The organism is Paraburkholderia caballeronis (assembly GCF_900104845.1).
GTDB lineage: Bacteria > Pseudomonadota > Gammaproteobacteria > Burkholderiales > Burkholderiaceae > Paraburkholderia > Paraburkholderia caballeronis.
The window spans coordinates 3337345-3350905 of sequence record NZ_FNSR01000001.1; the positions used below are offsets into that span (position 1 = coordinate 3337345).

Below are 13561 nucleotides of genomic sequence, written 5' to 3' on the forward strand. Positions count from 1 at the left end.
TTACCCGGTTCGGACTGCGTCAATCGAAGAAGCTCTTCACCCGGTCGAACCAGCTCTTGCTCTGCGGGCTGTGCCGCGCGCCGCCCTCGACCAGCGACTTCTCGAACTGCTGCAGCAGTTCGCGCTGATTGTCGGTGAGCTTGACCGGCGTTTCGACCTGCACGTGCACGTACAGATCGCCAGCGATGCTCGAACGCAGCCCCTTGATGCCCTTGCCGCGCAGACGGAACGTCTTGCCCGACTGCGTGCCTTCCGGCACCGGGAACGTCGCGCGGCCCGCGAGCGTCGGCACTTCGATCTCGCCGCCGAGCGCCGCCGTCGTGAACGGAATCGGCATCTGGCAGTGCAGGTCGTCGCCGTCGCGCTCGAACACCGGATGCGACTTGATGTGAATCTCGACGTACAGATCGCCCGACGGCCCGCCGTTGATGCCCGGCTCGCCGTTGCCGGCCGAACGGATCCGCATGCCGTCGTCGATGCCGGCCGGAATCTTCACTTCGAGCGTCTTGGTTTCCTTCACCTTGCCCGCGCCGTGGCAATGTACGCACGGCTCGGGAATCCACGTGCCGGTGCCGTGGCACTTCGGACACGTCTGCTGGATGCTGAAGAAACCCTGCGACATGCGCACCGCGCCGGAGCCGTTGCAGGTCGGGCAGGTTTCCGGCTTCGTGCCGGGTTTCGCGCCGGAGCCGTGGCACACGTCGCACGGCGTCCAGCCGGGTACGCGGATCTGCGTCTCGTAGCCGTGCGCGGCCTGTTCGAGCGTGATCTCCATGCTGTAGCGCAGGTCCGCGCCACGGTACACCTGCGGGCCGGCCCGGCCGCCGCGCGCGCCGGCAGCCGCCTGGCCGAAGATGTCGCCGAAGATGTCGCCGAACGCATCGGCAAAACCGCCGAAGCCCTGCGCGCCCGCGCCGCCCATGTTCGGATCGACGCCGGCATGGCCGTACTGGTCGTAAGCGGCGCGCTTCTGCGAGTCCGACAGCATTTCATAGGCTTCCTTCACTTCCTTGAAATGCTCTTCCGCGTCCTTGTTATCCGGATTGCGGTCGGGGTGGTACTTCATCGCCAGCTTGCGATACGCCTTCTTGATTTCGTCGTCGCTTGCGTTCTTCGCGACGCCCAGAACCTCGTAGTAATCCCGTTTCGCCATATCGGTTCAACGCCGGCCACGCGTCGCGCGACGCACGGCGGCTCCTCTTGAATGCTGGAGTCTCGCGACCCGTCCTGCCGTCCCGTTGAACGCCGGCACGCCCGTCTGCGACGCGCCCGGCGGCCCCTGTCGAGAGCGGCCTCCAAAAAACAAATGTGCCCGGAGAGCCGAAAGACTCGCCAGGCGCTTCAATGCACGCGCATCGTAACCGATGCGCCAGGTTTCGGCAGAAGCCGCACACCTTGCGGTGTGCGGCTGCCACATGCTGCTTAGTCCTTCTTGACTTCCTTGAACTCGGCGTCGACGACGTCGTCGGCCTGCTGCGCGCCTTCAGCCGCGCCTGCCGCACCCGCAGCGCCTGCTGCTGCCGCCGCGCCCTGGCTCGCCTGCATGTCGGCGTACATCTTCTCGCCGAGCTTCTGCGAAGCCGTGGCCAGCACCTCGATCTTGCCTTCGATCGCCGCCTTGTCGGCCGACGTGTTCTTCAGCGTGTCTTCGAGGTCCTTCAGCGCCGCCTCGATCTTTTCCTTCTCGCCCGCGTCGAGCTTCTCGCCGTACTCGGTCACCGCCTTCTTCGTGCTGTGCACGAGCGCGTCGCCCTGATTGCGCACGTCGGCCAGTTCGCGCAGACGGTGATCTTCTTCCGCGTTGGCTTCGGCGTCCTTCACCATCTTCTCGATCTCGGCTTCCGACAGGCCCGAGTTCGCCTTGATGGTGATCTTGTTTTCCTTGCCGGTCGCCTTGTCCTTCGCGCCGACGTGCAGGATGCCGTTCGCGTCGATGTCGAAGGTCACTTCGATCTGCGGCACGCCGCGCGGCGCCGGCGGGATGCCTTCCAGGTTGAACTCGCCGAGCAGCTTGTTGCCGGCCGCCATCTCGCGCTCGCCCTGGAACACCTTGATCGTCACGGCCGACTGGCTGTCGTCCGCCGTCGAATACACCTGCGAGTGCTTCGTCGGGATCGTGGTGTTCTTGTTGATCATCTTCGTCATCACGCCGCCGAGCGTTTCGATGCCGAGCGACAGCGGGGTCACGTCGAGCAGCAGCACGTCCTTGCGCTCACCCGACAGCACCTGGCCCTGGATCGCGGCGCCGACAGCGACCGCTTCGTCCGGGTTCACGTCACGGCGAGGTTCCTTGCCGAAGAACTCCTTCACCTTCTCCTGCACCTTCGGCATGCGGGTCTGACCGCCGACCAGAATCACGTCGTCGATGTCGCCCACCTTCACGCCGGCGTCCTTGATCGCGACGCGGCACGGCTCGATCGTGCGCTCGATCAGTTCTTCGACCAGCGCCTCCAGCTTCGCGCGAGTGATCTTCAGGTTCAAGTGCTTCGGACCCGACGCATCAGCCGTGATGTACGGCAGGTTGATTTCGGTCTGCTGGCCCGACGACAGCTCGATCTTCGCCTTTTCAGCGGCTTCCTTCAGGCGTTGCAGCGCGAGCACGTCCTTCGACAGGTCGACGCCCTGCTCCTTCTTGAACTCGCCGATGATGTAGTCGATGATCCGCTGGTCGAAGTCCTCGCCGCCAAGGAACGTGTCACCGTTCGTGGACAGCACTTCGAACTGCATTTCGCCGTCGACGTCCGCGATCTCGATGATCGAGATGTCGAACGTGCCGCCGCCGAGGTCGAACACCGCGATCTTGCGGTCGCCCTTTTCGGCCTTGTCGAGACCGAACGCGAGCGCAGCCGCGGTCGGCTCGTTGATGATCCGCTTCACTTCGAGGCCGGCGATGCGGCCGGCGTCCTTGGTCGCCTGACGCTGGCTGTCGTTGAAGTACGCGGGAACCGTGATCACCGCTTCGGTGACCGGCTCGCCGAGGTAGTCTTCAGCGGTCTTCTTCATCTTGCGCAGCACTTCGGCGGAAACCTGCGACGGCGCGAGATTCTGGCCGTGCGCCGCGACCCACGCGTCGCCGTTGTCGTGCTTGACGATCTGATAGGGCATCAGGTTGATGTCCTTCTGCACTTCCTTCTCGTCGAAGCGGCGGCCGATCAGACGCTTGACCGCGTACAGCGTGTTCTTCGGGTTGGTGACCGACTGACGCTTCGCCGGCGCGCCGACGAGCACTTCGTTGTCGTCCATGTAGGCGATGATCGACGGCGTCGTCCGGGCGCCCTCGGAGTTCTCGATCACCTTGACCTGGTTACCCTCCATCACCGCCACGCACGAGTTGGTGGTGCCGAGGTCGATGCCGATGATTTTGCCCATGTTCAGTTAATCTCCAGATTTTGATCGCTGCGCGGATCGCGCTGGCGGGCCATTGCCCGCCCGGCCGTCCGCTTCAATTCGGAACTGTTGCCAAAATAAGTGCCGCTGCATCGTTTTCAAGACCCTCGACGCTATGCGGTCTTTAATTTTTTTAATCGCCTGCGCCGGGTTTGTCGGCGCGCGGGGTAATCCAGTCGGGCGTTGGAGCGACGATTCGCCTGGCCTGGCGACTCACCGGCAGACACGAACCGACGGTCGCCACTCCATGCCGCGGCGATTCCACATCGAACCAGCCAGCGGCCACCACAGCACGGCAGCGCCCAACCACCGCTGCGCGAAACGCCCGCTTACTTCGGCTGCGCGACGGTAACGAGCGCCGGACGCAGCACGCGGTCGGCAATCACATAGCCCTTTTGCAGCACGGTGACGACCGTGTTCGGCTCCTGCTCGGCCGGCACCATCGAAATCGCCTGATGACGGTGCGGGTCGAACTTCTCGCCGACCGGGTTAACGGCGACGACGCGCCCCTTCTCAAGGGCGCCGTTCAACTGCCGCAGCGTCAGCTCGACGCCTTCGCGGACTTTCGCGAGGTCGTCCGAGTTGTGCGCGATTGCCGCTTCGAGGCTGTCGACGACCGGCAGCAGATGCTCCGCAAAGCTCTCGATCGCAAACTTGTGCGCCTTCGACACGTCTTCCTGCGCGCGACGGCGCACGTTCTCGGTTTCGGCCTTCGCGCGCAGAAACGCTTCCTGCAGTTCGACGATCTTCGCCTGCGCCTCTTCGAGCGCGGCGGCGGCCTGCGGCGCGCCGGCTTCGGCCTGCGCCTCCGGCTGCTGGGCGGCCGCTGCGGCCGCCGGTTCACGCGACGGCTCGTCCGCGGGCGTCGGGTTCTGGCTCGTCGGGTTGTCTTGCGTGTTTTCCATGTCGCTGAACGTGATTGATGAGAGAAAAAAGAAGCCGTGATGACGCGCTGCGCCAGCCGGCGCGGCCGTTGCGCAGACGCGACACCGCAGTACGCATCGTTTGCCCACATAAGGGCGCAATCGACGATTTCAAGGGGCTTGCGACGGTTTTTTGCACCGCCGCCGTGCGCCCGAAACCCGCCGTTACAACCATTACCCCCGCTTGCCGAGATTGAAATTGAGTGCGCCGCGCGGCTGACCTACACTTCGTTTCAGGCGTCGCAAAGGACACGTATACCCTGATCGGGGCGCCGCACCGAGTTGGCCGTTTCAGTCGAATCCCCCGGGGGGAGTACCGTGAAACTGACCTTTGCAATATCGGTGGTCGCGCTGGTACTCATCGCCGGAACCACGACCATCTGCATGTCCGGAGCCGTCACGGACAACACCACGGAATACGGTGTCGTACACGCGACGATGGAATCGCTGTTCAACCCTCACGCGAAAGTTTGTCGATAGTGCGGCGGTCGCGCTTCGTCGGGCGGCCGTGCAACGTCGCCGCAGGCTCGCGGAACGTCCGCCGCCGCTCCAGTTCCGCCAGACGCCGCACCCGGCCTTCATCTGTTTCCGCATAAAGCGTCTGCGCGACGCTCGCCGGGCCGCGCACGTCGCACAGCCCCAGCACTTTCACCTGCCAGACCACCCGCTCGATGTCGATCTCGACGAGATCGCCGACGCGCACGTCCTTCGACGCCTTCACCGGCTCGCCGCCGATCCGCACGCGGCCCTTCTCGACGGCGTCGGCCGCCAGCGACCGGGTCTTGAAGAATCGCGCCGCCCATAGCCACTTGTCGATGCGCAACCGCGCAGACGGTTCGGTCGAAATCTTGTAGTTCATACGGATTCTTTCAACATGGTACGCGGCCGCACGGGGCCACTGGGTCCGTCATGCCGTCGCGCCGGTCGGCGCGGCCGCCTGCACCGGCCAGCCCTGCAGGTTCTGCGCGACGATCTCGCCGAGCGCCGCGATCCACGCGGGCGCCGCATTCAGGCACGGGATCCGGTGAAACTCCTTGCCGCCCGCGCGCACGAATTCGTCGCGCACTTCCATCCCGATTTCCTCGATCGTTTCGAGGCAATCCGCGGTGAAACCCGGACAGAACACGTCAACACGCCGCACGCCCGCGCCGCCGAGTTCCTTCAGCGTCGGCGCGGTGTACGGCTGCAGCCACTGCGCACGCCCGAAGCGCGACTGGAACGTGACCCGGCACTCGACCGGCGTCAGTTCCAGCGCGTGCATCAGCAACGCGGCCGTCTGCTGGCACTGGTCGTGGTACGGATCGCCGAGGTCGAGCGTCCGGCGCGGCACGCCGTGGAAACTCAACACGACGCGGTCGCCGGCCGCGAAGTCGGGCCGGCCGTGCGCATCCCAGTAATGCCGCACCTGCGCGACCAGCGCCGCGATATATGACGGATGATCGTGATACGAGCGCACCGTGCGGACTTCGGGCTGGTTGCGCATCCGCGCAAGCGCCGCGAACGCGGCGTCGAACGCGGTCGCCGTCGTCGACGCCGAATACTGCGGGTACATCGGCATCAGCAGCACCCGCTCCGCGCCCGACAGTTTCAACTGGTTCAGCATCGCCGGAATGTCCGGCGTGCCGTAGCGCATCGCGTGATCGACCAGCACCGTATAGTCGTTCGCGTGCAGCAGTTGCCGTAGCCCATCCGTCTGCTTTTGCGTATGAACCCGCAGCGGCGAGCCTTCCGGCGTCCACACCGCCGCGTATTTCTTCGCGGACGAGCGCCCGCGCGACGGCAGGATCAACGTGCGCAGCACCGGCTGCCACACGGCGGCCGGAATCTCGACGACGCGCGGATCGGACAGGAACTGCGCCAGATAACGGCGCACGGCGGCGGGCGTCGGCGCGTCCGGCGTGCCGAGATTGATCAGCAGGACCGCGACGCGATGCGCGACCGCGGACTGCAGGGGCCGCTCCAGATCGAAACGCATAGGCGATGGGAGGCGCCGCGCCAAGGCGCAGCATCGTTGCACAGGGAATTCATTATAACGGGCGCCCCGAACGCGCCCGACTGGCCATCCGGCCGATGGCGCGGCGCGCGCGTTTCGCGGATGATCGGCGTCAGGCGGGCGGAAAGCGAAAGACGGGAGGTCAGTTCTGGCTGAGCGCGAGCGACAGGAGCCGCGCGGTGATGTCGACGATCGGGATCACGCGGTTATACGCCATCCGCGTCGGGCCGATCACGCCGAGCGTGCCGACGATCTTGCCGTTCACCTCGTACGGCGCGGTCACCACGCTCATCTCCTCGATCGGCACGAGGTTCGATTCGCCGCCGATGAAGATCTGCACGCCTTGCGCGTGGCTCGACACGTCGAGCAGTTGCAGCAGGCTGGTTTTCTGGTCGAACACGTCGAACAGCTTGCGCAGCCGCGCCATGTCCGACGACAGATCAGCCACTTCGAGCAGGTTGCGCTCGCCGGAGATCAGCACCGTCTCGCCCGCGTCGGTCTCGTCGGTGCTCGCGGTCACGGCCGCGTGCATCAGCGCGGTCATGTCGCCGCGCAGCGCGTCGATTTCCTCGCGCAGCCGGCGGCGCACCTCGTCGAACGACAGGCCCGCGAAGTGGGCGTTGATGTAGTTGGACGCCTCGATCAGCTCGGACGGCGAGAAATCGCGCTGCGTCGCCATGATCCGGTTCTGCACGTCGCCTTCGGGCGTCACGATGATCAGCAGGATGCGCTTGTCCGACAGGCGCATGAACTCGATTTGCTTGAACACGTGGCTGCGGCGCGGCGTCAGCACGACGCCCGCGAACTGGGACAGATTGGACAGCACGCTCGCGGCGGCGGCCACGACCTTCTGCGGCTCGCCCGCGTGCAGCCTGGTCTTCACGGTGCGCATCACCGCTTCCTCGTCGGGCGACGGCTCGACGGTCAGCATCGTGTCGACGAACAGCCGGTACCCGCGCGGCGTCGGCACCCGGCCAGCCGACGTATGCGGACTGGACACGAGCCCGAGTTCCTCCAGGTCCGACATCACGTTGCGGATCGTCGCCGGGCTCAACTCCAGCCCCGAGTAACGCGACAGCGTGCGCGAGCCCACCGGCTGACCTTCGGCGATGTAGCGCTCGATCAGCGTTTTGAGGAGGGTTTGTGCGCGAGGATCTAGCATGACGGCAAATTTTAGCTCAACGGGGGAGTCGCTGCGAGTCCGGCCGGGCGACGGAGCGAAACGGCCGCTCATCCCGCCCATCCCGCCGGTCGCGACACGCCGGTCATCACCGTGTCACGCCGATCCTGCCGGCAACCGCGGACAGCGCCTGGCGCCCGTGCACGCGCGTCGCCAGGTTCTTTTCGCGACCTGACTATGGTGTAATGCCGGCATGCAGATCAACAGCCAGTTCAAGACCGTCGCGCTGGTCGGACGCAGCCAGACACAAGGCATCGGCGAGCCGCTGCTCGCCCTTGCGCGATGCATTTCGAAACTCGGCTTCGACGTGGTGTTCGAAGCGCAGACCGCCGAAGAAATCGGCGTCACCGACTATCCGGCGCTGCGGCCCGCGGAGATCGGCGCGCGCGCCGACGTCGCCGTCGTGCTCGGCGGCGACGGCACGATGCTCGGCATCGGCCGCCAGCTCGCGCCGTACCGCACGCCGTTGATCGGCATCAATCACGGCCGGCTCGGCTTCATCACCGACATCCCGTTCTCGGACATGCAGGAGGTCGTGCCGCAACTGCTCGCCGGCAGCTTCGAGCGCGAGGAGCGCATGCTGCTCGAAGCGCGCATCATGCGCGACCGCGAGCCGATCTACCACGCGCTCGCGTTCAACGACGTCGTCGTGAACCGCAGCGGCTTCTCCGGGATGGCGGAACTGCGCGTGCACGTGGACGGCCGCTTCATGTACAACCAGCGTTCGGACGGCCTGATCGTCGCGACGCCGACCGGCTCGACCGCGTATGCGCTGTCGTCGTCCGGGCCGATCCTGCATCCGCGGCTGCAGGGCATCGTGCTCGTGCCGATCGCGCCGCACGCGCTGTCGAACCGGCCGATCGTGCTGCCGGACGACTCGAACGTCGGCATCCAGATCGTCGCCGGCCGCGATGTGAACGTAAACTTCGACATGCAGTCGTTCACCGCGCTGCAACTCGGCGACGTGATCGAAGTGCGCCGCTCGCTCCATACCGTGCCGGTGCTGCATCCGGTCGGCTACAGCTATTACGCGACGCTGCGCAAGAAGCTGCACTGGAACGAGCACCCGGCGCTGCAGAACGACGCCCCCGAGGACTGACCGCGCTCCGGGCAGCCGGCCGCGCCGTGCCGTGCCGGCCCCGGCGACGCCCGCGGAACCGCCGACCAGCCACCCAGACGACCCCCATGCTCCGTCATCTCTCGATTCGCGACTTCGTGATCGTCGCGGCGCTCGACCTCGAATTCGATAGCGGCTTCAGCGTCTTTTCCGGCGAGACCGGCGCCGGCAAGTCGATCCTGATCGACGCGCTCGCGCTGACGCTCGGCGCTCGCGCCGACGCGAGCGTCGTGCGCACCGGCGCATCGCGCGCGGACATCACCGCCGAATTCGACGCGCCGCCGCACGTCGCGTCGTGGCTCGACGAGCAGGCGCTCGCGAACCCGGCCGACGACGGCGGGCCGGCGAGCGTGATGCTGCGGCGGGTCGTCGACGGCAGCGGCCGCTCGCGCGCGTTCATCAACGGCACGCCGGCGACGCTCGCGCAACTGCGCGAAGTCGGCGAGATGCTGGTCGACATCCACGGCCAGCACGCGCATCAACTGCTGATGCGGCCCGACGCGCAGCGCGAACTGTTCGACACGCACGCGGGGCTGTCCGGGCGGGCGGCCGCCGTCACCCGCGCATGGCGCGCGTGGCGCGACGCGACCCAGGCGGTCGAGACGGCGCAGTCGCGCGACCGCGAACTGCAACTCGAACGCGAGCGCCTTGCGTGGCAGCTCGCGGAACTCGACAAGCTCGCGCCGCAGCCGGGCGAATGGGAAGAGATCAACGCGGAGCATCATCGGCTGTCGCATTCGGCGAACCTGATCGATGGCGTGCAGGGCGCGCTCGCGGCGCTGTCCGAGTCCGACGAGGCGATGATTTCGCAGCTCGGCTCGATCGTGTCGAAGCTGCGCGACCTCGCGGAAATCGACCCGGCGCTCGGCGATGCGCTCGCCGCGCTCGAACCGGCCGCGATCCAGCTTCAGGAGGCCGCGTATTCGCTGAGCCATTACGCGCAGCGGCTCGACCTCGATCCGGACCGGCTCGCGCAGGTCGACAAGCGGCTCGACGCGCTGCACTCGGCCGCGCGCAAATTCCGGCTGCAACCCGAGACGCTGCCCGAAGAACACGCGTCGCGCCGCACGCAGCTCGCGACGCTCGACGCCGCCGCGGACCTCGGCGGACTGCGCGCGGCGGCGGCGAAGGCGCACGACGCATACGTCGCCGAAGCGAAGCTGCTGTCGAAGGGCCGCGCGAAAGCGGCAAAGGCGCTCGGCGCGGCGGTCACGCAGGGGATGCAGGAACTGTCGATGGCGGGAGGCAGCTTCGAGGTCGCGCTGGCGCCGCTCGCGGACGGCGGCGCGCACGGGCTGGAGCAGATCGAATTCCGCGTGGCGGGCCACGCGGGCGTGCCGCTGCGGCCGCTCGCGAAAATCGCGTCCGGCGGCGAACTCGCGCGGATCAGCCTCGCGCTCGCGGTGATCGCGAGCGCCGCGAGCCTGACGCCGACGCTGATCTTCGACGAGGTGGATACCGGCATCGGCGGCGGCGTCGCGGAAGTCGTCGGACGGCTGCTGCATCAGCTCGGGCAACAGCGCCAGGTGCTGTGCGTCACCCACCTGCCGCAGGTCGCCGCGCGCGGCGATCACCACTTCCAGGTGTCGAAGTCGGGCGACGGCAACGGCGGCACGCTGTCCGTCGTCACGCCGCTCGACCGGTCCGGACGGATCGAGGAAGTCGCGCGGATGCTCGGCGGGCTGGAAATCACCGCGACCACGCGCAAGCATGCGAAGGAGATGCTGGCGGCGTAGCGGAGTGGGCGCGGTGCCGTTTGCGTTGAACACGCATACCGCGTCGCCTCGCCGGCCGATGACCCGCTAGCCCGACCGGCAACAACGGCCATAGCCACAGACATCGGGCCAGCAGGAATCACCCGCTCGCGCGGCCTGTCGCCATCACGGCTTCGAATCACCCGCGTCGCCCAGCCCCAGCCTGCCGCACGAACCGCTCACCCCGCTAGCCGAACACCCTTTTCCACAACGCCAGCACCGCCTCCCGCTGCGGAGCGACGCGCGCGGGATCGACGCGCGCCACCTCCATCCCGTCGAGCCGCAACTGGTGTTGCAGCTTGCGATAGAGCCGGTATGCGGCGCCGATCGTCTCCGCCTCGTCCGCGCTCATCAGCCCAAAGCGCGACACCTCGCGCAGCAGCGCGATGTTCCCGGTGTTGCGGATCAGCTCCGGGTCCTGCGCCGCGTGCAGCAGCACCCAGTACTGCACCAGGAACTCGATGTCGACCATCCCGCCGCGATCGTGCTTCAGATCGAACAGGTCGGTCCGGTTCGGGTGCCCTTCCTCGACCCGCCGCCGCATGTCGACGATCTCGCCCGCGAGCGGCCCCGCCTCGCGCGGCGTCGTCAGCACCTGCACGCGGATCGCCTCGAAGTGCGCGCCGATCCCGGCGTCGCCCGCGCAGAAGCGCGCGCGCGTCAGCGCCTGGTGCTCCCACACCCACGCGGTGTTCGCCGCGTCGCCCTCGCGCAACTGGTAGCGGCGGAACGCGTCGAGGTCCGTCACGAGCAGCCCCGACTCGCCGTTCGGCCGCAGCCGCAGATCGACGTCGAACAGCGTGCCCGCGCCGGTCGCGGTCGTGAGCCACGTGATCAGCCGGCGCGCGAACATCGCGTAGACGTCCGACGCGCTGTCGTCCTCGTCGTCGTACAGGAAGATCAGGTCGAGGTCCGACGCGTACCCCAACTCCTTGCCGCCGAGCTTGCCGTATGCGATCGCCGCGAAACGCGGCACGTCGCGATGACGCCTCGGAAACTGCTGCCACACCGCGTCGATCGTCACGTCGAGCACCGCGTCCGCGAGTTCGGACAGCCGGTCGCTCACGTGCTCGACCGACAGCCGCCCCGCGAGATCGAGCAACAGGATGCGGAACACCTCGGCCTGGTGCGCGTGGCGCAGCAGGTCCATCTGCTGCTCCACGCCGTCCGCCGCCGCGAGCCGCGCGCGCAGTTGCTGCCTGAACACGGGCCAGTCGAACGGCGTCGCGATCGCTTCGTCGTCGAGCAGTTCGTCGAGTAGTTGCGGATGGCGGATCAGATAACCGGCCGCCCAGCGCGACCCGCCCAGCACCTTCAGCACCCGGGTCAGCGCGTCCGGATATTCGGTCAGCAGCGCGAGATACGCGCCGCGCCGGCCGACCGCTTCGAGCAGTTCGAACAGCCGCGCGAGCGTGTCCGCGCGGCGCTCGCGCGGCTCCAGCGTGCGCGCCGCGTCGAGCGCGCGCTGCGCGACGCTGTCGAAACGCTCGCGGCTGCGCTCCGGCAGGCTCGCATAACGCGACGACCGCCACAGCCCGCGCAGCCGCGCCAGCAGTGGCTCCGCGCCGTCGATGCCGAGTTCCGCGAGCCGCGCGAGCAGCGCGTCGTCGCCGCCGTCCTCCGCGAGCGCGCCGCTCCACACCCACGCGGCCGCGCCGTCCTCGGGCGCCGCGCAGCCGCCGTCCCCGTTCACCTTGTCCGCGAAGATCTGGTCGAACTGCCGCTCGACCCGGTCGCGGTGCGCGTCCAGCTCCGCGAGCAGCGCCGGATAACCGTCGAAGCCCATCGCGGCCGCCAGCGCGTGACGCTCCGCGTCGTCGACCGGCATCGCGTGGGTCTGCGCGTCGTCGCGGTATTGCAGCCGGTGTTCGAGCGCGCGCAGGAAGCGGTACGCGCGCGCGAGGTCCGTGCCGACCTCGGACGCGATCAACCCGCGCGCCGCCGCGTAACCGAGCACCGCGAGCGTCGGCCGCACGCGAAAACCCGCGTCCTGGCCGCCGCGGATCAACTGGAACACCTGCGCGCTGAACTCGATCTCGCGGATGCCGCCGCGGCCGAGCTTGATGTCGTCGGCCTTGTCCGGCCGCATCGTCGCGCGGCGCTGCGCTTCCTGGCGGATCTGCACATGCAGCGAGCGGATCGCGCCGATCACGCCGAAGTCGAGGTAACGCCGGTACACGAACGGCTTCACGAGCGCGTCGAGCTGCGACGCGAGCCGCTGTGCGGACTCGCTGTGCGGCTCCGACACGAGCCGCCCCTTGATCCACGCGTAACGCTCCCACTCGCGGCCCTGCACGTAGAAATATTCTTCGAGCATCCCGAGGCTGCACACGAGCGGCCCGGAATCGCCGTTCGGCCGCAGCCGCATGTCGACGCGGAACACGAAACCGTCCGCGGTCACGTCCGCGAGCGCCGCGATCAGCCGCTTGCCGACGCGCGTGAAGAAGTCCTGCGTCGCGATCGGCGCGCGCTGGCCGCCGGTCGTCTCGCCGTCGTCCTCGTACACGAAGATCAGGTCGATGTCCGACGACACGTTCAGCTCGCGCCCGCCGAGCTTGCCCATTCCGACGACGCCGAGCGTCAGCCGCTCGCCGTCCGGTCCGCGCGGCTCGCCGAACAGCGTTTCGAGATCGGCGCTGACGACCGCGAGCGAACGCTGGATCGCGATCTCCGCGAGGTCGGTCATCGCGCCGGTCACTTCGGCGACGTCCGCGACGCCGCCCAGGTCGCGCTCCATCACCGCGCAGAACACCTCGATGCGCAGCCGGCGCAGCACCTGCTTCAACTGCTCGTCGGTCAGCGGCGCGGCGACCGCGCCCGATGCGCCGGACGCGGAACCGCCCAAAGCCTCGCACAACGCGTCGAAGCGCGCGGCGATGCGCTCGCGCGTGACCGGCGCGGCGGCCAGCGACTCGACCTGCGCGGCCAGTTCGGGACGCGCTCCATAAGCGCGCGCCGCGTAACGGGAAAAGCCGGAACTCAGAAGAGGGATGTCAGTCATCGGGGGATCTGCTTGAGGAACGCACGGGACCTTCGCGCTGCCGGCTACCGGCTTGCTACCGTTTATGCCGCCTGCCACCGCTCGCCGCCGGCCGCGCCGGACCAGCGCCCGGCAAGCCTCCAGGGCTGCGCCGGATGGGCGTCTCGCGGGTCCTGTGTGATACATTTCGTCGTCAGAACGCAACGCTACCATACCCCACCCTCCGC

The 13561-nt window shown here is 67.8% G+C and carries 9 protein-coding genes; 2 read left to right on the forward strand and 7 right to left on the reverse strand.

Annotated elements, in window-relative coordinates:
• Window positions 1-19: 19 nt before the first annotated feature.
• The 6 genes from dnaJ to hrcA all read right to left on the reverse strand — a co-directional run bounded on the left by dnaJ (window position 20) and on the right by hrcA (window position 7465).
• Window positions 20-1153 (reverse strand): molecular chaperone DnaJ, encoded by a 1134-nt coding sequence (dnaJ, locus tag BLV92_RS14910; RefSeq protein ID WP_090546110.1) that lies wholly within the window; start codon window positions 1151-1153, stop codon window positions 20-22.
• 269 nt (window positions 1154-1422) lie between these two features.
• Complete coding sequence (gene dnaK / locus BLV92_RS14915; protein ID WP_090546112.1) at window positions 1423-3369, reverse strand: molecular chaperone DnaK; 1947 nt, start codon at window positions 3367-3369, stop codon at window positions 1423-1425.
• A gap of 347 nt (window positions 3370-3716) precedes the next feature.
• Complete coding sequence (gene grpE / locus BLV92_RS14920) at window positions 3717-4292, reverse strand: nucleotide exchange factor GrpE (protein WP_090546114.1); 576 nt, start codon at window positions 4290-4292, stop codon at window positions 3717-3719.
• A 469-nt stretch (window positions 4293-4761) separates the two neighbouring features.
• A complete protein-coding gene (locus tag BLV92_RS14925) occupies window positions 4762-5169 on the reverse strand; it encodes an RNA-binding S4 domain-containing protein (RefSeq protein WP_090546116.1) in 408 nt (135 codons plus the stop codon).
• A 48-nt stretch (window positions 5170-5217) separates the two neighbouring features.
• The gene (gene hemH, locus BLV92_RS14930) at window positions 5218-6285 is read right to left on the reverse strand and encodes a ferrochelatase (RefSeq protein WP_090546118.1); all 1068 of its coding nucleotides are present in this window, start codon (window positions 6283-6285) and stop codon (window positions 5218-5220) included.
• 160 nt (window positions 6286-6445) lie between these two features.
• The gene (gene hrcA, locus BLV92_RS14935) at window positions 6446-7465 is read right to left on the reverse strand and encodes a heat-inducible transcriptional repressor HrcA (RefSeq protein ID WP_090546120.1); all 1020 of its coding nucleotides are present in this window, start codon (window positions 7463-7465) and stop codon (window positions 6446-6448) included.
• A 211-nt stretch (window positions 7466-7676) separates the two neighbouring features.
• Between hrcA and BLV92_RS14940 the strand changes: the two genes are divergently transcribed.
• Complete coding sequence (locus BLV92_RS14940; RefSeq protein WP_090546122.1) at window positions 7677-8582, forward strand: NAD kinase; 906 nt, start codon at window positions 7677-7679, stop codon at window positions 8580-8582.
• 86 nt (window positions 8583-8668) lie between these two features.
• The gene (gene recN, locus BLV92_RS14945; RefSeq protein ID WP_090546124.1) at window positions 8669-10336 is read left to right on the forward strand and encodes a DNA repair protein RecN; all 1668 of its coding nucleotides are present in this window, start codon (window positions 8669-8671) and stop codon (window positions 10334-10336) included.
• Window positions 10337-10541: 205 nt separating this feature from the next.
• Here the strand turns inward: recN and glnE are convergent, their stop codons facing one another.
• A complete protein-coding gene (gene glnE, locus BLV92_RS14950; protein WP_090546126.1) occupies window positions 10542-13355 on the reverse strand; it encodes a bifunctional [glutamate--ammonia ligase]-adenylyl-L-tyrosine phosphorylase/[glutamate--ammonia-ligase] adenylyltransferase in 2814 nt (937 codons plus the stop codon).
• Window positions 13356-13561: the final 206 nt, after the last annotated feature.

What these genes read in the sequence shown, in the direction of transcription:
- dnaJ (WP_090546110.1), bottom strand. Translation starts at nt 1,153, where the DNA reads ATGGCGAAACGGGATTACTACGAGGTTCTGGGCGTCGCGAAGAACGCA.
- dnaK (WP_090546112.1), bottom strand. Translation starts at nt 3,369, where the DNA reads ATGGGCAAAATCATCGGCATCGACCTCGGCACCACCAACTCGTGCGTG.
- grpE (WP_090546114.1), bottom strand. Translation starts at nt 4,292, where the DNA reads ATGGAAAACACGCAAGACAACCCGACGAGCCAGAACCCGACGCCCGCG.
- BLV92_RS14925 (WP_090546116.1), bottom strand. Translation starts at nt 5,169, where the DNA reads ATGAACTACAAGATTTCGACCGAACCGTCTGCGCGGTTGCGCATCGAC.
- hemH (WP_090546118.1), bottom strand. Translation starts at nt 6,285, where the DNA reads ATGCGTTTCGATCTGGAGCGGCCCCTGCAGTCCGCGGTCGCGCATCGC.
- hrcA (WP_090546120.1), bottom strand. Translation starts at nt 7,465, where the DNA reads ATGCTAGATCCTCGCGCACAAACCCTCCTCAAAACGCTGATCGAGCGC.
- BLV92_RS14940 (WP_090546122.1), top strand. Translation starts at nt 7,677, where the DNA reads ATGCAGATCAACAGCCAGTTCAAGACCGTCGCGCTGGTCGGACGCAGC.
- recN (WP_090546124.1), top strand. Translation starts at nt 8,669, where the DNA reads ATGCTCCGTCATCTCTCGATTCGCGACTTCGTGATCGTCGCGGCGCTC.
- glnE (WP_090546126.1), bottom strand. Translation starts at nt 13,355, where the DNA reads ATGACTGACATCCCTCTTCTGAGTTCCGGCTTTTCCCGTTACGCGGCG.